The sequence below is a fragment of the Ruegeria sp. BC1 genome (assembly GCF_056539305.1).
This window is the reverse complement of the sequence record NZ_JBQFUT010000002.1, coordinates 218,384-240,828: the sequence shown is the minus strand read 5'-3', so window position 1 is coordinate 240,828 and position 22,445 is coordinate 218,384. Positions and strand designations below refer to the sequence as shown.

At 58.4% G+C, this 22,445-nt stretch carries 28 protein-coding genes and 1 other RNA gene; 16 read left to right on the top strand and 13 right to left on the bottom strand.

Annotated features, from left to right (window positions below; genetic code table 11):
• Positions 1-27: 27 nt before the first annotated feature.
• Both ACR0IY_RS06930 and ACR0IY_RS06925 read right to left on the bottom strand, forming a co-directional pair.
• Positions 28-942, bottom strand: a complete 915-nt coding sequence (locus tag ACR0IY_RS06930; protein WP_480671617.1) for a 5-bromo-4-chloroindolyl phosphate hydrolysis family protein — start codon at positions 940-942, stop codon at positions 28-30.
• Positions 943-1,116: 174 nt separating this feature from the next.
• A complete protein-coding gene (locus ACR0IY_RS06925; RefSeq protein WP_480671615.1) occupies positions 1,117-2,007 on the bottom strand; it encodes a pseudouridine synthase in 891 nt (296 codons plus the stop codon).
• On the opposite strand from ACR0IY_RS06925, the gene ACR0IY_RS06920 reads away from it, so the two are divergent.
• The gene (locus ACR0IY_RS06920) at positions 1,988-2,446 is read left to right on the top strand and encodes a nucleoside deaminase (RefSeq protein WP_480671613.1); all 459 of its coding nucleotides are present in this window, start codon (positions 1,988-1,990) and stop codon (positions 2,444-2,446) included. The genes ACR0IY_RS06925 and ACR0IY_RS06920 overlap by 20 nt on opposite strands.
• On the opposite strand, the gene ACR0IY_RS06915 is transcribed toward ACR0IY_RS06920, so the two are convergent.
• On the bottom strand, positions 2,436-3,128 hold the full coding sequence (locus tag ACR0IY_RS06915; RefSeq protein ID WP_480671611.1) for a metal-dependent hydrolase: 693 nt from the start codon (positions 3,126-3,128) through the stop codon (positions 2,436-2,438). The genes ACR0IY_RS06920 and ACR0IY_RS06915 overlap by 11 nt on opposite strands.
• 60 nt (positions 3,129-3,188) lie before the next feature.
• Here ACR0IY_RS06915 and ACR0IY_RS06910 point away from each other — a divergent pair, with 60 nt between their 5' ends.
• The gene (locus ACR0IY_RS06910; RefSeq protein WP_480671609.1) at positions 3,189-3,845 is read left to right on the top strand and encodes a ceramidase domain-containing protein; all 657 of its coding nucleotides are present in this window, start codon (positions 3,189-3,191) and stop codon (positions 3,843-3,845) included.
• On the opposite strand, the gene ACR0IY_RS06905 is transcribed toward ACR0IY_RS06910, so the two are convergent.
• A complete protein-coding gene (locus tag ACR0IY_RS06905; protein WP_480671607.1) occupies positions 3,836-4,399 on the bottom strand; it encodes a DUF4202 domain-containing protein in 564 nt (187 codons plus the stop codon). The genes ACR0IY_RS06910 and ACR0IY_RS06905 overlap by 10 nt on opposite strands.
• Before the next feature lie 146 nt (positions 4,400-4,545).
• On the bottom strand, positions 4,546-4,704 hold the full coding sequence (locus tag ACR0IY_RS06900; RefSeq protein WP_480671605.1) for a hypothetical protein: 159 nt from the start codon (positions 4,702-4,704) through the stop codon (positions 4,546-4,548).
• 230 nt (positions 4,705-4,934) lie between these two features.
• On the opposite strand from ACR0IY_RS06900, the gene gatC reads away from it, so the two are divergent.
• The 5 genes from gatC to rnpB all read left to right on the top strand — a co-directional run bounded on the left by gatC (position 4,935) and on the right by rnpB (position 8,593).
• Entirely contained in the window at positions 4,935-5,222 is a 288-nt protein-coding gene (gatC, locus tag ACR0IY_RS06895; RefSeq protein WP_480671603.1) for an Asp-tRNA(Asn)/Glu-tRNA(Gln) amidotransferase subunit GatC, read from the top strand.
• Positions 5,223-5,225: 3 nt separating this feature from the next.
• Entirely contained in the window at positions 5,226-6,713 is a 1,488-nt protein-coding gene (gatA, locus tag ACR0IY_RS06890) for an Asp-tRNA(Asn)/Glu-tRNA(Gln) amidotransferase subunit GatA (protein WP_480671601.1), read from the top strand.
• A 40-nt stretch (positions 6,714-6,753) separates the two neighbouring features.
• Complete coding sequence (locus ACR0IY_RS06885; RefSeq protein ID WP_480671599.1) at positions 6,754-7,458, top strand: hypothetical protein; 705 nt, start codon at positions 6,754-6,756, stop codon at positions 7,456-7,458.
• Positions 7,442-8,113 carry an N-acetylmuramoyl-L-alanine amidase gene (locus ACR0IY_RS06880; protein ID WP_480671597.1) on the top strand — a complete coding sequence of 224 codons (672 nt, stop codon included), beginning with the start codon at positions 7,442-7,444 and terminating at the stop codon, positions 8,111-8,113. The genes ACR0IY_RS06885 and ACR0IY_RS06880 overlap by 17 nt, the downstream gene beginning before the upstream one ends.
• Positions 8,114-8,195: 82 nt before the next feature.
• Positions 8,196-8,593: RNase P RNA component class A (gene rnpB, locus ACR0IY_RS06875), an RNA gene on the top strand.
• A gap of 9 nt (positions 8,594-8,602) precedes the next feature.
• On the opposite strand, the gene ACR0IY_RS06870 is transcribed toward rnpB, so the two are convergent.
• From ACR0IY_RS06870 to ACR0IY_RS06860, 3 genes are all read right to left on the bottom strand, one after another.
• Positions 8,603-8,935: a GYD domain-containing protein gene (locus tag ACR0IY_RS06870; RefSeq protein WP_480671595.1), complete on the bottom strand. Its 333-nt coding sequence runs from the start codon at positions 8,933-8,935 to the stop codon at positions 8,603-8,605.
• 67 nt (positions 8,936-9,002) lie between these two features.
• Positions 9,003-9,839 (bottom strand): DUF2182 domain-containing protein, encoded by an 837-nt coding sequence (locus tag ACR0IY_RS06865; RefSeq protein ID WP_480671593.1) that lies wholly within the window; start codon positions 9,837-9,839, stop codon positions 9,003-9,005.
• Positions 9,840-9,851: 12 nt separating this feature from the next.
• Complete coding sequence (locus ACR0IY_RS06860) at positions 9,852-10,487, bottom strand: DUF1326 domain-containing protein (RefSeq protein ID WP_480671591.1); 636 nt, start codon at positions 10,485-10,487, stop codon at positions 9,852-9,854.
• A gap of 297 nt (positions 10,488-10,784) precedes the next feature.
• Between ACR0IY_RS06860 and ACR0IY_RS06855 the strand changes: the two genes are divergently transcribed.
• The 3 genes from ACR0IY_RS06855 to ACR0IY_RS06845 all read left to right on the top strand — a co-directional run bounded on the left by ACR0IY_RS06855 (position 10,785) and on the right by ACR0IY_RS06845 (position 12,487).
• Entirely contained in the window at positions 10,785-11,489 is a 705-nt protein-coding gene (locus tag ACR0IY_RS06855; protein WP_480671589.1) for a DUF533 domain-containing protein, read from the top strand.
• Between the two features lie 126 nt (positions 11,490-11,615).
• Positions 11,616-11,783, top strand: coding sequence for a 50S ribosomal protein L33 (gene rpmG, locus ACR0IY_RS06850; RefSeq protein WP_037309480.1), 168 nt, complete (start codon positions 11,616-11,618; stop codon positions 11,781-11,783).
• A 197-nt stretch (positions 11,784-11,980) separates the two neighbouring features.
• On the top strand, positions 11,981-12,487 hold the full coding sequence (locus tag ACR0IY_RS06845; RefSeq protein ID WP_480671587.1) for a hypothetical protein: 507 nt from the start codon (positions 11,981-11,983) through the stop codon (positions 12,485-12,487).
• Between the two features lie 173 nt (positions 12,488-12,660).
• On the opposite strand, the gene ACR0IY_RS06840 is transcribed toward ACR0IY_RS06845, so the two are convergent.
• Positions 12,661-13,440, bottom strand: coding sequence for a Bax inhibitor-1/YccA family protein (locus ACR0IY_RS06840; RefSeq protein WP_480671585.1), 780 nt, complete (start codon positions 13,438-13,440; stop codon positions 12,661-12,663).
• 183 nt (positions 13,441-13,623) lie between these two features.
• Positions 13,624-13,833 carry a DUF1127 domain-containing protein gene (locus ACR0IY_RS06835; RefSeq protein WP_480671583.1) on the bottom strand — a complete coding sequence of 70 codons (210 nt, stop codon included), beginning with the start codon at positions 13,831-13,833 and terminating at the stop codon, positions 13,624-13,626.
• 127 nt (positions 13,834-13,960) lie between these two features.
• Here ACR0IY_RS06835 and ACR0IY_RS06830 point away from each other — a divergent pair, with 127 nt between their 5' ends.
• Positions 13,961-14,842 carry a LysR family transcriptional regulator gene (locus tag ACR0IY_RS06830; RefSeq protein ID WP_480671581.1) on the top strand — a complete coding sequence of 294 codons (882 nt, stop codon included), beginning with the start codon at positions 13,961-13,963 and terminating at the stop codon, positions 14,840-14,842.
• Here ACR0IY_RS06830 and ACR0IY_RS06825 read toward each other — a convergent pair.
• Positions 14,839-15,795, bottom strand: a complete 957-nt coding sequence (locus tag ACR0IY_RS06825) for an NADPH:quinone oxidoreductase family protein (protein ID WP_480671579.1) — start codon at positions 15,793-15,795, stop codon at positions 14,839-14,841. The two genes, ACR0IY_RS06830 and ACR0IY_RS06825, sit on opposite strands and share 4 nt — an antisense overlap.
• A gap of 336 nt (positions 15,796-16,131) precedes the next feature.
• Here ACR0IY_RS06825 and ACR0IY_RS06820 point away from each other — a divergent pair, with 336 nt between their 5' ends.
• From ACR0IY_RS06820 to ACR0IY_RS06810, 3 genes are all read left to right on the top strand, one after another.
• Positions 16,132-16,503: a helix-turn-helix domain-containing protein gene (locus tag ACR0IY_RS06820; protein ID WP_480671577.1), complete on the top strand. Its 372-nt coding sequence runs from the start codon at positions 16,132-16,134 to the stop codon at positions 16,501-16,503.
• A gap of 45 nt (positions 16,504-16,548) precedes the next feature.
• A complete protein-coding gene (hisN, locus tag ACR0IY_RS06815; RefSeq protein ID WP_480671575.1) occupies positions 16,549-17,340 on the top strand; it encodes a histidinol-phosphatase in 792 nt (263 codons plus the stop codon).
• Positions 17,341-17,455: 115 nt separating this feature from the next.
• The gene (locus ACR0IY_RS06810; RefSeq protein WP_480671573.1) at positions 17,456-18,790 is read left to right on the top strand and encodes an 8-oxoguanine deaminase; all 1,335 of its coding nucleotides are present in this window, start codon (positions 17,456-17,458) and stop codon (positions 18,788-18,790) included.
• Here ACR0IY_RS06810 and guaD read toward each other — a convergent pair.
• On the bottom strand, positions 18,787-20,076 hold the full coding sequence (guaD, locus tag ACR0IY_RS06805) for a guanine deaminase (RefSeq protein ID WP_480672088.1): 1,290 nt from the start codon (positions 20,074-20,076) through the stop codon (positions 18,787-18,789). The genes ACR0IY_RS06810 and guaD overlap by 4 nt on opposite strands.
• Before the next feature lie 140 nt (positions 20,077-20,216).
• Between guaD and mgtE the strand changes: the two genes are divergently transcribed.
• Together mgtE and ACR0IY_RS06795 are read left to right on the top strand one after the other, a co-directional pair.
• Entirely contained in the window at positions 20,217-21,611 is a 1,395-nt protein-coding gene (gene mgtE / locus ACR0IY_RS06800) for a magnesium transporter (RefSeq protein WP_480671571.1), read from the top strand.
• Positions 21,608-22,171: a 5-formyltetrahydrofolate cyclo-ligase gene (locus ACR0IY_RS06795; protein ID WP_480671569.1), complete on the top strand. Its 564-nt coding sequence runs from the start codon at positions 21,608-21,610 to the stop codon at positions 22,169-22,171. The genes mgtE and ACR0IY_RS06795 overlap by 4 nt, the downstream gene beginning before the upstream one ends.
• Here ACR0IY_RS06795 and ACR0IY_RS06790 read toward each other — a convergent pair.
• A complete protein-coding gene (locus ACR0IY_RS06790) occupies positions 22,168-22,404 on the bottom strand; it encodes a putative hemolysin (protein ID WP_480671567.1) in 237 nt (78 codons plus the stop codon). The genes ACR0IY_RS06795 and ACR0IY_RS06790 overlap by 4 nt on opposite strands.
• Positions 22,405-22,445 lie beyond the last annotated feature (41 nt).

The following is a 22,445-nucleotide window of genomic DNA, read 5'->3' as shown; positions in this document are numbered from 1 at the left end:
GAATAAACCTCTCTCAAAAATGGTCGGTCAGTCCAACCGGACCCCTTCGCGTTGCAAGCGTTCACGCAACACGTCAATTTCAACCGTCAGATCGCTGCGGTCGTCCAATAGCATCTTGCGGGTGCGGGCCGCGAAATTCTGTTCAAGGTCGTCCAGAAGGGACGAGTAATCCGCCAGGGCCTGCGCGTCCCGAGTACGAGCGTACACGTCGGCGAATTTCACCGTCGCATCGCGTGCGCCCTGTAGATAGACGGTCAGATACTTGCGGGCCCCAGCCAGATCACGGGGATCTTCTTCGACTGTTCGGAACAGATCACGGGCCGTGTCCTGAAACCGTTCAACCCGCGCCTCAATCCGTCGGTCGCCAGCCCGCTTGATGGCGTCCGTCATGTCTGTCAGGTGACTTTCGGCGTCTTCGACCACCCTCGCCACGCGGTCTTGCTGGAAGGTGTCGATTCCTTCCATGCCCTTGTCCTTCATCGGGTCCAGTCCGAAAGACACAGAATGCAGCACGGTTGCCACCGCCCCAAACAGGATCGGAGCCAACAGGCTTGCCTGTGCGGCGGTCTCGGCATCCAGGTATTCGCTCCGGTACGAGGCGAGCGCCGCACCAAGCCCCGTCAGAATGCTTGCGAAGATTTTGCGCGGAAAAGCAGGGCGGCGAGCGCTGCGGCGCGCGTTATAGGCGGCCTCGGCCCGTAACCCTTCACGCAGAAGAAAGGCGGCGGCTGTCAGCAGACCCGCTGCTACCAATCCAATCGCCATCCCGATTGCACCGTCGTTCAGCGACAAAAACACCAAAGGGATAGCTGGCAGGAATAGAATATTCGCCCGTGCGCCTGCGGGTTCGACCCGAGCGCCGTGGAATTGCCCGCGCTGCGGCTGATCGTCCTTGGACCCACCACCATCGGGACTGAATTTTCCGCCGTACCGCTGCGCCATGTGCTACAGGCCCCCCAGCACACCGGTGCAGACACCGAACAACAGCACCAGAAGGGCCGCGTAGGCCAGTTTTTGCACTCCGGTCCCTGACATGGCGTCCCCCAAAAGCAGCCGACACAGAAAATCTAGTTGATGCGAGGGCTTGGCGCTAGGGGGAAGGTTGCTAAACCCGCGTCACTTGCGAGTTTTCTTGCCGATTGGGGGGCGTTTTCTTTGTGGTCGCGCGGGGCGTTTGGGCTTGGTGTCCAGTTCGGCGTCCAGCCCAAGCTGGTCGCGCATCACGCGGCGCCGAATTTCCTCGACCTCGCCTGGTTTAAGGTTGCCCAGCTGAAACGGGCCGTAGGACACGCGCAACAGACGGTTCACGTTAAAGCCGATATCCTCCATCGCGCGGCGAATCTCACGATTCTTGCCTTCGCGCAGTCCGATGGTCAGCCATGCATTCGCGCCTTGCTGGCGGTCCAGGGAAACGGTCATGGGTTGGAACCGCTCGCCCTCGATCACCAGACCTTTGCGTAGCGGGGCAAAATCTTCGTCCTTGGGTCGCCCATTCACCCGCACGCGGTATTTCCGCAGCCAACCGGTCGACGGAAGTTCCAGCTTGCGCTTGATGCCGCCGTCATTGGTCAGCAGCAGCAACCCTTCCGAGTTCAGGTCCAACCGGCCCACGCTCATGACGCGGGGCATGTCTTCGGGCAAGTTATCGAAGATTGTCGCGCGGCCCTTTTCGTCGCGTGTGGTCGTCACCAATCCCGGTGGTTTGTGATACAGCCAAAGGCGCGAGGGTTCGGGCTCGGACACCGGATTGCCGTCGACAACAATCCTGTCCTTTGCGGTGACGTTCAGCGCGGGGCTGTCGATGACCTTGCCATTCACGGCCACACGACCGGCTTCGATCATGCGTTCCGCTTCCCGGCGCGAGGCTACACCCGCGCGGGCAAGGACTTTGGCGATCCGGTCGCCGGGAGGAGGGGTTTTGTTCATTCGCAGCCCATAGCGCATCCCGCGCGCTTGCGAAAGGCAGGTTTCTGATGCAGTCAGGGGCATGGAGTTCAGGTCATTCATGAATGTAGCGCTGGAACAAGCGCGTGCTGCGGCAGATCGAGGCGAGGTGCCGGTTGGGGCCGTGATCGTCGCGGGTGATCGTATCGTGGCATTGGCGGGAAACCGGACGCGAGAGTTGAATGACCCCACCGCGCATGCCGAAATCCTGGCTTTGCGTGCGGCTTGTGCCGAGGCCCGGTCCGAACGTCTGCCAGACCATGACCTGTATGTCACGCTGGAACCCTGCGCGATGTGTGCAGCGGCTTTGGCTGCGGCCCGTATTCGGCGCATTTACTACGGCGCATCCGACCCAAAATCGGGTGGCGTGGCGCACGGGGCGCGGGTATTTACGCATGCGCAAGCGCACCACGTCCCCGAGGTTTACGACGGCATTGCAGCGCAGGAAGCCGCCGATCTTTTGAAGGACTTCTTTGCTGCGCGGCGCGATCCTAAAGGCTGATCGGCTGCATCACCTGTGGCTCGATCACATCCACGCCCGACAATGCGTCGGCCAGCACCTGTGCCGATTGCTCCAGAATCGGAAAGGTCTTGTAGTGGCATGGGATCACGGTCTTGAAATTGAAATACCGTTTGGCCGCATATGCGGCTGCTTTCATATCCATTGTGAAATGCCCGCCTGCTGACAGAATGCCGATATCGGGTTTGTAGTAATCCCCCATCCAATCCATGTCGGCCATGATGTCGGTATCCCCGGAGACGTACAGCATGTGTCCTTCGGCTGCGATCATGAACCCCACCTCGCTGCCGCCCGTGCGCAGGCCTTCGGGGGTTGAAAAAGTCGAGCTGTGAGAAGCTGGGACCATCGACACTTTGACCCCGCTCAGGTTCACCGTGCCGCCTTTGTTAAAGCCCACAGTCTCCAGCCCTTCGGCCTCGCTCCAATATCCCATTAGGTCGTATTGGCCGACCACCGGCACATTCAGATGCTTGGCCAGTGACACGACATCCGCCACGTGGTCAAAATGCGTGTGGGTCAAAAGAATATGAGTCGCCCCGTCCAAGGCGTTATCATGATGGTGGTCCTCCAGCACCGGGTTGCCGGTCAGCCAGGGGTCAATCAGCAGAACCTGACCTTGGGTTTCAATGCGAAAGCTGCCGTGGCCCAGCCAGATGATATTCATGAAATCGTCCTCCCAAAACAAACTGTTGGCATCAACCTAGCATCGGCTATGTAAAAGTTCATGGACTGGTTTCAGGAAATTGACGGCTATTGTGAACGTCTGTCGCCCGCTTACTGGGCCGAGCCGATAAATGCGGTGACAAACGCCGCGTTTCTGATCGCGGCCTTCGTCATGTGGCGTCGGGTACGCGGGCAGGGCATGCCGTTGGCGATGGCGTTGGTGGTGATATTGGCGGTGATCGGCGTGGGCAGCTATCTGTTTCACACCCATGCGCAGGCCTGGGCGGCTTTGGCAGACACGACTCCGATTCTGCTGTTCATTCTGGTCTATATCTTCGCAATCAACCGCGACGTCTGGCAGATGCGGCGGCTGCCTGCGTTGATCGTGACAGCGATGTTCATTCCCTATGCTGCGTTGACTGTTCCCTTATTTCAGCTCGTTCCGGGGTTGGGCGGCTCAGCCGTCTATGCCCCGGTGCCCCTGTTGATCCTGATCTATGCGGTTTTGCTGCGCCACCGCGCACCGGATACCGCCCGCGGTTTGGCAACCGGGGCGGTGATCCTGATCGCCTCGATCACCTTTCGCGCTTTGGATGACCCTCTGTGCGGGCAGGTGCCGATGGGGACGCATTTCATGTGGCATCTTCTGAACGCCACCATGCTGTGCTGGATGATCGAGGTGTACCGAGCGCACCTGAAGCGCGCGTCTCAGTCCTGAAACGCAGCGGCCAGATGTTCCGGCAGATCGAATTCGGACAGAACCCGTGCCCGCCCCTCGGCTGACATCTTGCGCGCAGTTTTCTCGACGATTCTCTGGATTTTCTCGGCTGAGTGCTTTTCAGCAAAAGGCGCGAAATACCATTTGAGGAAAACGAAGCAGATGACATCTTCCAAGGCCTGAACGTCATCGTCGCGCTTAATGCCCTGCTTTTGCAGCATCCGCCCAGCGGCCTCGGTTTCGTCCCGCGTGTACCCGCCCTGTTCCATCATCGCCATGACGATCTCGGCGTGATGGACCCCTTGCGCCTTGCGCCAGGCCAGATATCCTGCGCGGCCTTCCGGGTATTCGCTGCGCGCAAGCTTCCAACGTTCAACGTGTTGGCCGCGTGCCGCGATCTGCAAAGGATCGGAAGCGTCGGGGACGAGCCTGTCCAATTCGGCGCTCATCCTCTGGCCGTATAGCAGGGCGGCAGGCTGGCCGTTTTCCTGATTGGGGTCTTGCCTGTTGGCCGCATCTATTGCGTCCAGAACCGCTTGCTTGCGTGCGCTCATCTTCCGCTCCGTTGGCTTGCCGAGAATACCGTGCACCCCGGCGGGTTATTTCACACCATCGTAGCGGCTGGTTGTCAGAGATGCAGCAAGCATTTGCACCTCGGCCGGGCCGGCGGGGGGTAAACCGGCCCGGCAATGTCGGTCACTTACTTGCCCGGGTTGATTTTACCCTTCGTGACCGGTTCTGAAGCAGAGTCAGGGAACGAGATGTCGGGGATCGTACCTTGCATGCTGAGGCTGAAGGCCGAGGCAGGCGTGCTCAGAATGGTTGCGGTCAAAAGAGCTGCTGTGAAGAAGGTTTTCATTGTCATTCTCCGATTTCTGGTTGCGCCATGCCTTACGAAATGAACCGTACGGTTTAGATTATCAAGGCGATAAATGAACTAATCGGTTTACTTTTTTGCATATGGGATATTCAGTTTTGAATGGCGGCTGCGGTCCATGGGGAAAGAACAACCGCACATAGGTTCTCTGGCGGACTTGCGACCCGGGCATCAGACGGGTAAACGCCCCCTAACGCATATGAGGTTTTCCGATGTCGATTGACCAAAGCACCGCCGCCAAGGTGGCCAAACTGGCCCGGATCAAGGTCGAGGATGACGCGCTGCCGGCGCTGGCGTCCGAGTTCAACAATATCCTCGGGTTCATCGAGCAACTGAATGAGGTTGACGTCGAAGGCGTCGAGCCGATGGTCTCGGTCGAGCCGATGCGCCTGAAGCGCCGCGAGGATGTGGTCACCGACGGCAACCAGCAGGGCAAGGTTCTGGCAAATGCCCCTGACGCGCGCGAAGGTTTTTTCGCAGTCCCCAAAGTGGTGGAGTAAGACATGAGCGATCTGAACAAACTGGGCCTAGCTGAGGCCCGCGATGCGCTGCGCAAGGGTGACGTGACCTCGGTCGAGCTGACTGAATCCTGCCTCAAGGCCATTGACGAGGCCGACGCGCTGAACGCTTTTGTCCACAAGACCCCTGAGATCGCGTTGGACCGCGCCAAGGCTGCGGACGCGCGGATCAAGGGTGGCGACGCGCCGTCGATGTGCGGCCTGCCGATCGGCATCAAGGATCTGTTCTGCACCAAAGGCGTTCCGTCGCAGGCGGCCTCGAAGATTCTGGAAGGGTTCAAGCCCGAATACGAATCCACCGTTTCTCAGCAACTGGCCGATGCAGGTGCCGTGATGCTGGGCAAGCTGAACATGGACGAATTCGCCATGGGCTCATCCAACGAAACATCCGTCTATGGCAACGCGGTCAGCCCGTGGCGTCGTGGCAACGATGACGCGCAATTGACGCCCGGTGGTTCGTCGGGCGGTTCGGCGTCGGCTGTTTCAGCCGATCTGTGTCTGGCGGCGACTGGCACCGACACTGGCGGTTCGATCCGTCAGCCCGCCGCCTTCACCGGAATTACCGGCATCAAGCCGACCTATGGGCGCTGCTCGCGCTGGGGCATCGTGGCCTTTGCGTCCTCGCTGGATCAGGCCGGACCGATGACCAAGAACGTGCGCGATGCGGCCATCATGCTCGAGGCGATGTGTGGTCACGACCCCAAAGATTCGACCAGCGCGGAACTGGCCGTCCCGAATTTCGAGGCGATGCTGACCGGTGACATCAAGGGCAAAAAGATCGGTATCCCAAAGGAATACCGTATGGACGGCATGCCCGCCGAGATCGAAAAGCTCTGGGCCGATGGTGCTGAAATGCTCAAGGCGGCGGGGGCCGAGATTGTCGATATCTCGCTGCCACACACCAAGTACGCGTTGCCGGCCTATTACGTGATCGCCCCTGCCGAGGCGTCCTCGAACCTCGCACGCTATGATGGCGTTCGTTATGGCCGTCGCGCGCAGCTGGCGCAGGGCGATGGCATCACCGAGATGTACGAAAAGACCCGGGCCGAAGGTTTTGGTCACGAGGTCCAGCGTCGCGTGATGATCGGGACTTATGTTCTGTCGGCTGGCTTCTATGATGCTTACTACAACCGCGCCCGCCGGGTTCGGACCCTGATCAAGAAAGACTTCGAAGATGTCTTTGCCACCGGCGTCGATGCCATTTTGACCCCGGCGACCCCGTCCGCCTCGTTCGGACTGGGTGAGATGACCGAGGCCGATCCGGTTCAGATGTACCTGAATGACGTGTTTACGGTGACTGTGAACTTGGCGGGTCTGCCCGGTGTCTCGGTGCCTGCTGGTTTGGACAAGCAGGGTCTGCCGCTTGGCCTGCAACTGATTGGCCGCCCATGGGATGAGGGTGATCTGCTCAACACTGCCTATGTGCTGGAAAGCGCCGCCGGGTTTGTGGCCAAGCCCGGGAAATGGTGGTAGGTCTCAGATCAGGCAAGACAACGAAAGACGGAGCAGCTTGATGCGCTTTACGCTTTTGATCCCGGCAATCGGTTTGGTGGCGGCCTGTAACACGGTGGCACCTGTAGGCGGTACGGATTTCAACACTCCGGCTTATCAGGCGCAGCGAGAAGCAGAATTGGCAGGGCAGGGGTACACAGGAAACCCATTGCTTGGCCCTGTCGAGGTGTCTGAACAGCAACTGGGTGCGGCCACCCCCGCGCCCACCGGAGACAATGCCGACCTCGCCTCTGCAACGGCGGCCGCACTTGCCAGTACGTCGGGACAAAGCACTTTAGTGCCCGCTCCGTCACAAATTGAAGACCCCATTAACAACTCAATTTCCGACGAACAGGATTTTGAAGCCGTATCGGGCCGACGTACCATCGAATCCGACGCCGCTCGGATCGAACAGAACCGTCAGACCTATGAAGTGGTCGCGCCGACCGCAGTGCCACAGCGCGGAACCGATGGCCAACCCAACATCGTACAATATGCGCTGAACACCTCGAACCCTGTGGGAACTCAGCTCTACAGTCGCGCCGGGTTCAATTTGCAGGCCAAGGCGCAACGCAACTGCGCCCGGTTCCCATCAGCCGATCAGGCTCAGATAGAGTTCCTGTCAAATGGCGGCCCTCAACGCGACCGTAAGGGGCTTGATCCGGACGGCGACGGTTATGCCTGTGGCTGGGACCCCAGCCCGTTCCGCAGTGCCATCAACAACTGAAGCATTGGCGCCGATCTGGCACCCATCACCCAATTTCGGTCCGCGTCGAAATGCGCTGACCCCTTCTTTGATCGTCTTGCACTACACCGCCATGGACAGCGCACAAGCCGCTTTGGAGCGCTTGTGCGATCCTGTGCATGAAGTGTCCGCGCATTACCTGATTGGCGCCGACGGAACGCTTTGGCAAATGGTGCGCGAAGAAGATCGCGCCTGGCATGCCGGGGAAGGGGAATGGCGCGGTCAAGGTGACATCAATTCCCGCTCAATAGGTGTCGAACTGGATAATACCGGCTCGCACCCCTTTTCCGAACCGCAGATCATGGTGCTGGAACACCTGATCGCGGACATTCTGGAACGATGGTCAATCAGGCCGGACGGGGTAATCGGTCATTCGGACATGGCGCCGGGCCGCAAATCCGATCCGGGCCCGCGATTCCCCTGGCAACGCCTCGAATACTTGAAACTGGCAGGACGCCGTGGTGAAGGCGAGGCCCCTGAAGAGGCATCCATGGATATGTTTCGCACGCTGGCGCGCCAAGCCGGCTTTTCAACCCAGACCGACAATGACACGCTGCTCGCCGCAGTACGCCTCAGATATCGTCCGTGGGGAACAGGCCCTCTGGGCCCTAAAGATTTCGCACCGCTGGCCAAATAAGCCTGACTCGCTCTTCACTAGGCCTCTTCCCACACTGCCGACCCTTGACGCCGTCCGGTCTACGGCCTACCCACACCTCCGCGCGGAGGGCCGGATGGCCGCTGGGGCCTTGGCCCGAGAGGAAAGTCCGGACTCCACAAGACAACGGTGCCGGGTAACGCCCGGGCGGGGCAACCCGACGGAAAGCGCCACAGAAATCAGACCGCCCGGAACCTCGGTTCAGGGTAAGGGTGAAACGGTGGGGTAAGAGCCCACCGCGCCGCTGGCAACAGCGGCGGCACGGCAAGCCCCACCGGGAGCAATGCCAAATAGGGTCCCCGCGCGGGCCGGTCGGCGTCAGCCGATACCGCCGCTAAGCGCGTCTTGGCCGAGAGGGACCGGGTTGGCAGCTTGAGCCGCGCAGCAATGCACGGCCTAGAGGAATGGTCATCGAAGGGGGCAACCCCGGAACAAGATCCGGCTTACAGGCCCTCCGCGCGTATTCTCCGGTTACCGGCCCGGTGGCGTATAAGCACCGGTTAGTTTCGCGGCTTTTTTGGTTATCGCGACAAAGTCTTTTGCCTTCCACGCCTGTACCGTTTCAACTTTGGATACCGCGCCCGACGCTGCAACGGCCATGCCGATAGCAACAGCATCTGTTCCGTCCGGGGCCTCGCTGATGACAACGACGTCGTTTTCTCCTGTGGTCATATAAAAAGCCACCAGCTTGCCACCGGCTTTTTTCAACAACGCCCGAACTGCGCCTGTGCGGTCTGCGGGCTTTTTCAGCATCGCTTTGACGCCAGCCTCGGAATAAGACGCATAGGTGATAAAAATAGGCATAATTTCCCTCCATTTCTCAATATGGCGGAACCCTGAACTTGGCTGGTTCCCTAGCCTTGCGGTCTTCTTAGAAAAGCGGTTGCAGGCCGTTTGCGATCAGCCAGATGCCCGCTGCGATCAGTGCAATGCCGGTCGCCGGAACCAACCATCGCGCCCGTGGCAGAAGTTTCTCCAGCGCAACGTAAACGGCGATGCCAACGATCCAATACAGGTTCATCACGCCGCCCACGAACAGCAGCAGCATCAACGCCCAGCAACACCCAAGACAAAACGCGCCATGCAACGCTCCGGTGCGAAATGCACCGTAAGGACCCGGTCGGTTGTGATCGGCCAGAAACTGAGCCGGGCTACGGCAATGGCGCAAACAGGCGGACTTCAAACTGGACATTTGATACAGGCCCGCCGCAAACAACACGAGCCCTGCGAAAGCCTTCGAGCGGATCGTCATCATTGGTCCGTCCGATAATCCGATCACTTCGAATCCCCACTGCGCCCCGGTTGCAAAGGCGCTGAACGCGGCCCAGGCAACAAGGTATCCCGTTAGAAACAGGAGGCTTAACCTTGAGGCCCGCGCCTTGTCCGGCCCCATCCGCTTGATAGCTGTGTACAACAACACGGTGGGGGCGGCGCTGGGTGTCATCATTGCGATCATCATGACCCACCACATCAGGAATATCAGTGTGGAGTAGGTCAGGGTCCAGTGAACCACTCCTGCCATCTGCATGGGCTCGCCGACTGGCCCAGCCATGCGGGTCATGTCGATGGCGGTCATGTTCATGCCTATTCCGGCGATGGTGTACCAGGAGGCGCTTAGAACGATCAGCAGAACGCAAAACAGAACGATGCTGCTGTCATGCCTTAATACCCGGTCCACCACTCCGATGCGGGGAGAAGGGGCGGCCATGATTAACCCCGTTTACGCGCCTAGGACGCCGTGGCCCGAAATGTTGAGATGCGCTAGATGCGCATGTGTCGCGTCGAAGGTCAGGCTGATCGCCCCGCCCGTCGTTTTGGCCGTCCCCGAGGCCGCCTCCGCGTGGCGGTACTCAAACCCGTTCGGCAATTGAATGGACGCGCGGTGCGGAGCACCTGAAACGATATGTGGGATCGGGCTGACTTCGACATCGAAAACGCCCGGAACTTTGGCGTATCCCGTTCGTTCGTCCCGATCCCAATTGAGTTCAATTGGGACGTACAGAGTTTCGTGTTTTGTTGGGGCCATAGCGCTGTAGACGTACCACATGGTCGCCATCTCGTCGGTGTCTTCACCTGTCATGATGGCCTGCACAGCGGCACGCTGATCGGCGGATGCGCTTTCGTCGATGATCAGTTGCATCTGGCCGTTGCCCTCGTGAATCGGTCCGGGCCAGTGATAGACGCCCGCCGCCCGCACGCCAGCCAGGTCGGTATCACCGTAGTGACCGGATTGTATGTCGAACACGACGACCGCTTCGCAATTGCCATGAGATGGAAGAACGCTGAACTGGCATGGGCAGCCAAAGTTGCAGTTGCAATTGGCCAGTTCTTCGCCCTGAATTGTCCATTCTGTCATGATAGCCCCCAAAAAAACATGCAATAAAACTCTGCCGACAGAGGTCGTTGCCTGTTTATTGGTGCCTCGGGATTCAAGCCACGAAATGGATTTTCGGGTCAGTGAATTGGCGCGAAAGTATCACGAAATTGCTATATGTACAAATTGAAGCGTCGCATTTGTTTTAAAACCCATACTTAATTGCAGGCCGTCTAGCTATTGGACAAGGGCGTGGCCGTCTTGGCCGTAAACTAGCTGCTTGGCTCTGGTAAATCTGATAGGTTGCGGACACATATTTTTAAAGCCGGGAGGTTTGATATGAGTTTTATGAAAGCGCTGGCCTCGGTGGCCGTTGGATTTGCCGCTGCAAAGGGTTTGGAAAAATACAAGCAAATGGGCGGAATGGCTGGCCTACAGGATATGATGCAGGGGGCCGAAGGCGGCTTTGGCATGGACCAGCTTGGCAAGATGGCCGAGCAATTCGGGATGCCGGGCGGGGCCGCCGGGATTCAGGATATGGTCGGTAAACTGGGATTGGCAGACGTCGCCGGTGCGGCCGGGCTGGGTGGTCTGATGAACGCCATGCAGAGCGCCGCAAAAACCGGCAGCCAGCAAACGGTCGACATGATGGAGACGGTGTTCGGGGGAACTCCGGGTGGCGCCGCCATGGAGGAGCAGGCCAAGCTGATGTTGCGCGCAATGATACAGGCAGCCAAGGCCGACGGTGAATTGGATGCACATGAAAAAGAAACGATCCTGGGAGAGCTTGGCGACGATATCTCTGATGAAGAGCGGGCATTCGTTCAGGAACAACTAAATGCGCCGATTGATGTTATTGGCCTCGCTGCCGATTCCGGCGCCCCGTTCAAGACACAGGTATACGCCACCTCACTGGCGGCGATTCGTCTGGATAACGAGAAAGAGGCATCTTACCTGCTGCAATTGGCGACTGCTTTGGGTTTGTCTGAGGCCGAACGCACGCAGATTCATACGTATATGGGCGCACCAACCCTGCGCAGCTGAATCTTCCTGACTTCACCCGTTGGATGGGCGCAATTGCCCTTGACATGGGCGGTGCAGAGCGTAAAAGCGCACGCTCATAGGAATTCAACCGAAAGGCCCCTGCCTTTTCGGACGCAGGAGATAACCATGGCGAAGCCGACGACAATCAAGATCCGTCTGAACTCGACCGCGGGCACGGGCCACTTCTACGTGACCAAGAAAAACGCACGCACCATGACCGAGAAAATGACCATTCGTAAATACGATCCGGTCGTTCGGAAGCATGTCGAGTACAAGGAAGGCAAGATTAAGTAATCTGCCGTTCTACTTGGAAAGTTTTCAAGGGCTCAGCTTCGGCTGAGCCCTTTTTGTTGTGTTGCAATCCCAGCTGCGGGCGGACCAGTCCGTTGCACCGACGCATCAGAGGGTCAGGCAATCGGTTGCGCGACGGGTTGCTTTTTTCGACGGCTTCCCCCTACGCTTCAACAAATCCATCCAAAATGTTGGCCGTCATGAAAAAAATCTTGTTATCCACAATAACCGTACTGGCACTTGCGGCTTGCGAAGACCCCTACAACCGTGAGGGTGTCGGCTTCACTGGGATCGACGGTGAGCCACGCACAATCTCTGATGTTGAGGGTGCCGCGGCTTTCCTTCCGCCTGCGGTAAATATTCCGGCTGAATTGGCCTTGTTGCCGACAACTCAGGTCGTGACCGATGAAGTCGAAGCACAGAAGGTTGCCCGTGTCGCAATCGACAACGGCGGGCGCACCGATACCAGCGCGATTGTTCTGGAAGGCTCTGATACCCCGCTGTTCCTCAGCATGGTTAGTGTGAATGGCAGCAAGTTTGGCGTTCTGCGCACGGCGAACAACAGTACGCGTGTCAGTAACGAAATCGGTGCCGCATTCGGACGCAATGCCGAACAATTCACCGGCTGCGTGCCAGCGGGTGAAGTGTACCGCAAGGGCTCATCCTCGCGCAGTTCTGGGTTTGCAGTACCGTTGAATTGTAGCTGACGCTGTTTTCAACTTCCAAAAAAGCCCCGTCAAATGTACGGGGCTTTTTTGTGTCCGGGTCTATGTGGATGCTATCGTCAGGATCAGGCTTCACTGATTGGCTTGGATGTTGCGAAATAAAAAGGGCGGATCCGTTCAGATCCGCCCTTGTGATTTAGTATGCTAAGCCAGCGTTATTCTTGCTGTCCCATGAACATCAGCAGGAACTGGAACATGTTCAGGAACGAGATGTACAGGCTCAGCGCGCCGTCGATGGCGGCTTTGTCCAGCCATTCCTGATCGCCGTGAGTCGCGTGCGCGACGTAGGTGTTCTTGATATCCTGTGTGTAGAATGCGGTCAGACCAGCAAAGATCAGGACACCAATTGCCGAGATCGCAAACATCATTGCAGGCGACTGCAGGAAGATGTTGATGACCATAGCAACCAGCAAGCCGATCACACCCATGATCAGGAACGTGCCCATTCCGCTCAGATCACGCTTGGTGGTGTAGCCATAAAGGCTGAGACCAGCAAAGGCGATAGCGGTTACGATGAACGTCTGTGCGATCGAGTAGGGGGTGTAGATCATGAAGACCGAGCTCATCGACACGCCCATTACAGCAGCGAAGACGAAGAAACCCAGTTGCACAGCCGCAGCCGATCCGCGCCGCATGAGCGCGCCCCAACCGAAGATCAGGAAGGCCAGCGGCGAGAAGATCACAACCCATTTAAGCGGCGACATGAACAATGCACCACCCAGACTGGTCAGATAGCGATCCGCGCCAATCTGAGCCACCGCGTTGGTCGGATCAGAGGTTACAGCAAGACCGGCAATCGCCCACGCGGCGAGCGCCGTGATCAGCATGCCCACGGACATTGTGCCGTAGACTTTGTTCATATGGGCGCGCAGGCCCTCGTCAATCTGGGCAGCGCGCGCGCCGGCCGCCGTCCGGATCGTGTCAAATTGTGCCATTAAAGGGTCTCCCTTCACATCATTCTTGTCGCGGTCCAGATTTTGAACCCCGTTCCCCGCAAATATCGGCAACTGCGGGTCGTGTTTCAAGGGTTTAGCGCCGGATTACGGCTAAAACTCGCAACAAAAATGGCGACCTGCGGGTGCGGGTCGCCATTCAGCGAGCAAAGATGCAGTTCAGATTCATTTTTGCCAGAATTCCGGAGCATCCCAGACAGAGCGTGAAGCTTCGGCCTCGGCCTGTTCGCGCGTGATTCCAATGTCCTTCAATGCGCGATCATCCAATCGACTAAGGCTGTGGCGCTGACGTCTAAGCGAGATCGCATCCCATAGGAAAGTCAGGCCAAAACGGCGGCGGGACTTGCAGGTGCTGTGGATCGCAATTTGGGTCATGGTTGTTGTCCTTTCAGTGATCCTCGATGGGTTTCGGGCTTTCCATCAAGTTCCTTGATTTATATGGCGCGATATGACACATTTTGAAAATGAATATTTATGAAGTGATGCATAAGGATTCGTGAACATGCGAAATTTGGACATTACGACATTGCGCTCGTTTGTGGCGGTGGCGGATCAGGGCGGAGTGACCCGCGCTGCCGGGTTTCTGCACCTGACGCAATCAGCCGTTTCAATGCAGCTGAAACGGCTCGAAGAACTGTTGGGTCTTGAATTGCTCGACCGTAGCGGCCGTACCATTGCGCTGACTGCATCGGGTGAGCAACTGCTTGCCTATGCCCGCCGCATGATCGCGCTGAATGACGAGGTGATCTCGAAGCTTACCGATCAGGCCTTTGAGGGTGAGGTCGTCCTGGGCGTGCCGCATGACATTGTATACCCGGCGATCCCAAGGGTGCTTCAGCGTTTCAACGCCGATTTCCCGCGTGTGCGGGTCCAGCTGGTGTCATCTTATACGCTGCAACTCAAGGACATGTTCAAACGCGGTGAATGTGATCTGATCTTGACGACCGAGGCGAATGCAGGCGATGGTGCCGAAACCATCGCAGACTTGCCGCTGCGCTGGATCGGCGCGCCGGGCGGGTCGGCGTGGCGCAAACGCCCGATCCCCATTGCGCTTGGCCGACGTTGCATGTTCCGCCCGCAGGTCATCGCGGCGCTGGATGAGGCGGGCATACCTTGGGAGCTGTCAGTTGAGACAGAAAATGACCGCACAATCGAGGCCACTGTCGCCGCAGACCTTGCTGTTCACGCCATGCTGGACGGTACCGAGGCTGCGCATTTGGTTCAGATTGATGATGGCGGCGTATTGCCGGACCTGCCTGCGCATATGATCAACCTGTATGGAGGTGAAGCCGGTCGAGGGCCCGTGGTCGAAGCGCTGGCAAACTTGGTCCGACAAAATTTCCGTATGCTGGGCAGTGCACCCCTCAAGGCCGTAGTGGGTTAGGGGGTAATTACCACCTTGCCGGTTGCTGTGCGGTCTCGTAGCAATTGCAGGCCTTTCTCAACGTCCGACAGGGGCAGTATGTGGCTGATGTGAGGTTTAATCCGTCCCTCGGCATGCCAGCGGAAAAGGGTTTCGAAACTGTCTTGCACGATTTGGGGCCTGAAGGTCAGGTAGCCACCAATGTAAAAGCCTATCACCGTCAGGTTCTTGACCAGAAGGTGGTTGGCCGGGATTTGCGGAACATCTCCACCTGCAAATCCAATTGGCAGCAGACGCCCTTCGGGGTTTGTTGCCCGGAACGCGGCTTTGAACACATCGCCACCGACCGCATCATATACCACGTCCGCGCCCCCCAATTCCTTGACGCGGGCGCGCAGGTCCTCTGAGGCATCAATCAAATGATCCGCACCTGCGGCTTGAGCGACGGCAAGCTTGTCGGCATCCCGTGCCTGAGCGATCACGGTCGCCCCCATCAGTTTACCGATCTCGACTGCCGTCAATCCAACGCCACCAGCGGCACCTGTGACTAACAGGGTTTCACCGGGTTGCAGCCGGGCACGATGGTCCAGGGCAATGTGGCTGGTGCCATAGGCAATCTGAAGGGCCGCGGCATTTTCAAAACTAACGGAATCGGGCAATGGAATAGCACGGTCGGCGTCAAAGGCACCATATTCGGCCAAGCCCCCCTGTCCTGAATAAACGGCGATCCGGTCGCCGGGTTTCAGGTGCGACACGTCAGGTCCGGTTTCATCGACGATACCTGCGATCTCCATGCCTTGGGTAAAGGGGGCAGGAGGGGTATCCTGGTACGTTCCTTTTTGCATCAGCAGATCGGCGAAATTCAAACCGCACGCTTTGATGGCCACGCGCACCTGTCCTGCCCCAGGTTGCGGCACGTCTATATCGCAAAGCCGGGCGGCTGTACCTGCAGTTGGTATTCTATACGCCAGCATAATCGCTCCTGTGATTTTTTGGCATAGGTTCGTGCAGCTATGTAATTGTCAATCATTTAACTGTTAGTGCGAAAAAGACGTTGTGGCCCCGCGCGCTTGTTGCCATCGGGGCAACAACGTGTGCGCGGTAACCAGGGCACAACCTTAAACCATCGTTAAGTGATGCGGACTCAACCATCTTGAAAAAAAATTCAAAAAGCGCAATATTGATCGCGGTGCGATTTTGGGGGGCATGTTCCTGATTAGGGAGTGGTTAAGGGCGGCTCGCTAGCGTTGCGGTAGTGTTTGCATGTCGCGCACCTGGAATGGTTGTGTGTGTAGTAGAGGAGAATACCAATGACCCATCACGTCGATGTCCATGTGGGCAAGCGCGTCCGGCATCGCCGCTGGCTGATTGGCATGACCCAACAGCAGTTGGCGCAGCAAGTTGGTATTAAGTTTCAACAAATTCAGAAGTATGAAACAGGTGCCAACCGGATCAGCGCATCCCGTCTGTGGGACATCGCCGAGGCATTGGAAGTACCTGTCAGCTTTTTCTTTGAAGGTCTGGAAGAGACTGAAAAGGAAAACACCGGCAAGAAATCGGTGCCTGCTGACTTGATGGGGGACAAGGAAGCTCTGGATTTGGTTCGTTCCTACTATGCAATCCCGGAAAACCAACGCCGCCGTTTGTTCGAACTGGCACGGGTTCTAAGCGACGTCGCATAAGCGAACAGGGTTGACTTTGGCTTGCGCGGCCCGCACGGGTAGCGCATGCATGAGACCAACATTAGCGACCTGAATGTAGCTGAAAAAATGGCCGACGCGGCGCGGGCGGCCATTTTGCCGTTTTTCAGACAATCCAATCTTGAGACGGTCAACAAACTGGCCGAAGGATTCGATCCGGTGACGGTTGCTGATCGGAATGCCGAAAAAGCCATGCGAGAGGTTTTGGCCCGTCATCGACCCGACGACGGAATCTTTGGCGAGGAGTTCGGTCAGGTGCCGGGCAGTTCGGGCCGGACATGGGTCCTGGATCCGATCGACGGCACCCGTGGATTCATCAGCGGGACCCCCACATGGGGTGTGTTGATTGCGCTGAGCACACAGGATGGCCCGATCATGGGCGTCATAGATCAACCCTATATCGGCGAACGCTTCGTGGGATCGGCAGATATCGCGCAGGCAACTGGTCCGACCGGGACGCAGCAGTTGCGGACGCGCACGATTACCAGTCTGGATCAGGCGATTCTCTTCACGACGTTCCCCGAGGTTGGTACGCCCGAGGAGCGGGCCGGCTTTGAATCTGTGGCAAGTCATGTGCGGCTAACCCGCTATGGCATGGATTGTTATGCCTATGCTCTACTGGCAGCGGGGCAAATTGATTTGGTGATCGAAGCCGGCCTAAACGCCTATGACATTCAGGCGCCAATCGCGGTCATTCAAGCCGCCGGCGGTGTCGTGACCGACTGGCAGGGTGAACCGGCCCATGATGGGGGCCGGGTGCTGGCAGCGGCGAACGCCGAGCTGCACGCGGCGGCCCTGCAAATATTGCGCAACCATTGAAACCAGTTGCCGCGCTTTAACCGGTCGGGTAGGATTAACTCGGCTGGTTCTTGTGCCCGTTTTCCGCCAGCCTACGCTCTTCTTGCATGAAACGGGTTGATGCAGGAGGGGTACAATGACCGAATTCCTTATCAAAAACGCAGACACCATCCTGACGATGGACGACACGCGCCGCGAATTATCCGGTGCGGATATTCTGATCCGAGGCGGGCAGATCGCTCAATTAGGCCACGGTTTGCAAACAACCGGAGAAGTGCATGACGCCGCCGGATGTGTCGTGACGCCCGGCTTGGTGAACACCCACCACCATCTCTACCAGTCGCTCACCCGAGCCGTTCCCGGCGGGCAGGACGCGCTGCTTTTTGGCTGGCTGAAAACGCTCTACCCGATCTGGTCGCGTTTTGGACCTGAAGAGATGTTTGTTTCAGCACAGATCGGTCTGGCAGAGCTGGCGCTTTCCGGGTGTACGCTCAGTTCTGACCATCTGTACCTGTACCCAAATGGTGCGCGTTTGGATGATACAATTGCGGCGGCGGCTGAAATTGGCCTGCGGTTTCATCCCACGCGCGGGGCCATGAGCATCGGGGAAAGCGCGGGGGGGCTACCGCCGGACGCATTGGTTGAGGCCGAGCGCGAGATCCTCGACGACATGATCCGTGTGGTCGACGCTTTTCATGATCCGTCCGACGGTGCGATGTGCAGGGTCGGGCTTGCGCCATGCTCTCCCTTCTCGGTCAGTCGGGACTTGATGCGTGACGCGGCAATTCTGGCGCGAGACAAGGGTGTGATGCTGCACACCCATCTGGCAGAGAACGATGAGGATATCGCTTATTCGCAGGCGCAATTCGGGTGCCGCCCGGGGCAATATGCCGAAGAGTTGGGCTGGACCGGATCGGACGTCTGGCATGCCCATTGCGTGAAGCTGGACGGGGCCGAAATCGACCTGTTTGCCAGAACCCAAACCGGTGTCGCACATTGTCCCTGTTCCAATTGCCGTCTGGGGTCAGGTATTGCGCCGGTTCGCGCCATGCGGGATCAAGGCGTACCGGTCGGGCTGGGTGTGGATGGGTCCGCCAGCAACGACAGTGGAAATCTGATCGCCGAGGCGCGTCAGTCCATGTTGCTGCAACGGGTCGCCAACGGGGCGGACGCCATGTCATCGCGAGAAGCACTAGAGATCGCAACGCGGGGCGGGGCTGACGTTTTGAACCGCCCGGATTGTGGGCGTCTGGAGCCTGAAAAACGGGCCGACATTGCCGTTTGGGACACCAGTTGCATCGAAAGCGCTGGCAGCTGGGATTCGGCGGCCCTGTTGCTGGCAGGGCCAACTCGGGTCAAACACCTGTTTGTTGAGGGCCGTCAGATCGTGCGGGATGGACATGTCACCACATTGAACATGCCCCGCGTGATCGAACGGCAAAATCAGCTGGCCCGCTCTTTGCAAGCTTAGGAGGTGACGCGCTGACCGGCGATCCAGACTTCGGTGATCGCCCGGTCGTCGCCCATCATGATGGTGGGGAAAATGGCCTCCCACAGGTCTTCCGCACAGGCTTCGCGCTGGGCGATGGCCGGGGTCGAGGCGAGGTTGAGTACGATCAGGTCGGCCTCCATGCCCGGCGCGATGTTTCCGATGCAGTCGTCCATCCGCAAAGTGCGTGCTGAACCGACGGTGCTGAGCCACAATAGCTGCGTTGCGTGCAGGGGAACCCCACGCAGTTGTCCGATTTCATAAGCTGCTGCCATCGTGCGCAGCATGGAAAAGCTCGACCCGCCGCCGGTATCTGTTGCCAGTCCGATGCGGTGCCCGTCGGCCATCAGACCAGCCGTGTCGAACAGACCCGAGCCGATAAACGTGTTCGATGTCGGGCAATGGATCAGCGCTGCATCAACCTCGCGCAGCCGGTCGCGTTCGCGCGCTTCCAGATGGATGGCGTGCCCGTAAAGGCCGTGGGAGCCCAAAAGGCCAAACTTCTCATAGGTGTCCAAATAATCCCGAGCCTCGGGGAACAGCTCGCGCACCCATGCTATTTCGTCGGTTTGCTCGCTGAGGTGGGTTTGCATCAGGCAATGCGGGTGTTCCGCCCATAGCGCACCCATCGCCTCAAGCTGCTCGGGCGTTGAGGTGGGTGAAAAGCGTGGAGTGATGGCGTAGGACAACCGGTCGACCCGATGCCATTTGTCCAGCAGGGCTGCGGATTGGTCATAGGCCGTCTGCGCCGTATCCTGCAGCCATTCTGGGGCGTTGCGATCCATGCATGTTTTTCCCGCAACGACGCGCTGATTGCGCTGTTGCGCAACGGTGAAGAAGGCATCGACGCTTTCGGGATGAATGGTGCAGAAGCTGCACATTGTCGTCGTGCCGTGGGCCGTAGTCAGGTCGAGGTATCGGTTGGCAATCTCGGTGGCATATGCCATGTCCCCGAACTTTACCTCTTCGGGGAACGTATAGGAGTTCAGCCAGTCGATCAGGCGTTTCCCCCAGCTGGCGATCATCGCGGTCTGCGGGTAATGGACATGCGCATCCACGAAACCTGCCATGATCACGTGCTGCCCATGATCTACGACCAAGGCATCGGGGTGGGCAGTGCGCAGGCTTTCCGCATCCGCGACGGCGGATATGCGGCCATCTTCGATCAGGACGGCTTCGCTGATCCTAACAGCGTCAGTCGGTTCACCCTCAAAAGGCGAACCCGTGAAACTCAGAACACGACCTTTCAGCAGCGTTTTTTGCGCCATTTCCATTCATCTCCGCCTGTGTGGGACTGTGAAACAGCATAGGCGGGCGAAACTTGTCGGTAAATCGGCGCATTGTCATTGTTTTCCGGTAGCTGCTTCTTCTAATTAAGGGTCAATGAGAACGCGATGCGGGGGCAGACATGACAACAGGCTTTGATGAACCCGTGACCGAGTCTACAAGTGACGAAGACGTCTATGCACTGGACCGCAAGACTGTCGCGGCCATATTGTACGCGGTCGATGTGGATGATCGCGAAAAGCTGATCGAGCTGATGGAGCCGCTGCACGCCGCCGACATCGCCGACCTTCTGGAACAGATCGACCCTTATGAACGCGCGCGCCTGATCCGGCTTTTTGACAAGGAGTTTGACGGGGATATCCTGTCGGAACTGGATGAGGCCGTTCGCGAAGAGGTTATCGGTGTTCTCCGCCCGGACGTTCTGGCCGACGCCGTGCGCGAGATGGAAAGCGATGATGTTGTCGATCTGCTGGAAGACCTTGAAGAGCCGCAGCAGGAAGCCATCCTTGACGTGCTTGAGGATTCCGAACGGATCGCGGCTGAGCAGGCGCTGTCCTACCCCGAGAACTCTGCCGGCCGCCTTATGCAGCGCGAAGTTGTCATGGCGCCCGAACACTGGACGGTGGGTCAGGCCATTGACTTTATGCGCGCCAATGACGACCTGCCCGAACAGTTCTATCACGTCGTCCTGGTCGATCCGCGGCTGAAACCGTTGGCCCAGGTCATGCTGGGCAAGCTGATGGCCGCTCGGCGCGAGGTGCCGCTACATCAGATCGCCGAAGAAGAATTCCACACCATCCCGGTGGATCAGGACGAAGAAGACGTAGCCTATGCCTTCAACCAGTACCACCTGATCTCAGCCCCCGTGGTTGACGATGACGGGCGTCTGGTCGGTGTCATTACCATTGACGACGCGATGGTCGTTCTGGATGAGGAGTACGAAGAGGACATGCTGCACCTGGCCGGTGTCAGCAACGAAAGCTCGTTGTCCGACAGCGTTGCGGCAACCAGCAAGCGGCGTCTGCCGTGGCTGGCGGTAAATCTTTGCACGGCTATTTGTGCCTCGCTGGTGATTTCTCAGTTCGAGGCATCAATTGATCAGCTCGTGGCGCTGGCCATTCTGATGCCGATCGTGGCGTCGATGGGGGGGAACGCCGGAACGCAGTCGTTGACTGTTGCCGTGCGGGCATTGGCCACGCGTGACCTGACCGGCTCGAACGTGTTGCGAGTGATCCGGCGGGAATTGCTGGTGGGAATGCTGAACGGCCTGTGTTTTGCCATCGTTTTGGGAACCGTTGGAATGCTTTGGTTCGATTCTCCGTTACTGGGTGTCGTGATCGGAACTGCCTTGGTCGTGAATATGATCATCGCGGGCTTCGTTGGTACGGTAATACCTGTGGTGCTGGACCGTCTGGGCGCTGACCCGGCGCTTGCCTCCGGCACCTTTGTGACGACCACAACGGACGTCATGGGGTTCTTCCTTTTCTTGGGCCTTGCCAGCGTTGTGCTATTGTGACCGATCTGACTGAAATCAAAGCTGCGGCGCGCAAGGCGGCTTTTGCGCGCCGCAAGGCTGCGTTTGACACGCGCCTGCCTGGTGCAGCGGGGCGCTTGTCCGAAGTCTTGGCCGGACATCGGGGCGTGCCCCTGTCCGGTTATATGCCGATCCGCACCGAGATTGATCCGCTGGCCGCGATGGCCGAGGCATCGGCTTATGGCCCGGTCGGAGTTCCGGTGATTCAGGCGGCAGGGCAGGCGTTGAAGTTTTCCCGTTGGACGCCCGAAGGCGTGCTGAAAGACGGCCCCTTTGGCGCCAGGGTGCCCGAGGTCGATGACTATTTCGACCCCGAGATCCTGATCGTGCCGCTGGTGGCTTTCGACGTACAGGGTGGTAGGCTGGGATATGGCGGTGGGTTCTACGACCGCACGCTGGAAGGCCTGCGCGCCAAGCGTCCGACTCTGGCGATCGGCTTTGCTTTTGACGCGCAGGAGGCCGAAGGACTGCCGCTGGAGCCCACTGATCAGCCGTTGGATATGGTGATAACTGAAAGCCGGGTTCTGACCTTTAAGGGCTAGCCTGCCATGTTTTCAGCGCGGAAAAATTCCCAGGCGTCCTGTTTGGACCCATCAGGCAGAGTGCAAATCCCGGTCTGACCGTTATCGCCGTCCTGAATCTCGTATTGCCCGCCCTTTTCAATACAGAACGTCGCTGCCGGGTTGGCCAGTTGAGTGGTGTTGTCGCTGGTCGTGGCTTCGTCACAAGCCGAAAGGGCGGTCAAACCAATGGCGACCAGTAGGATGCGAGACATCATGAATCTCCTGTGTAATGAACTTGGACAGATTATGCAGG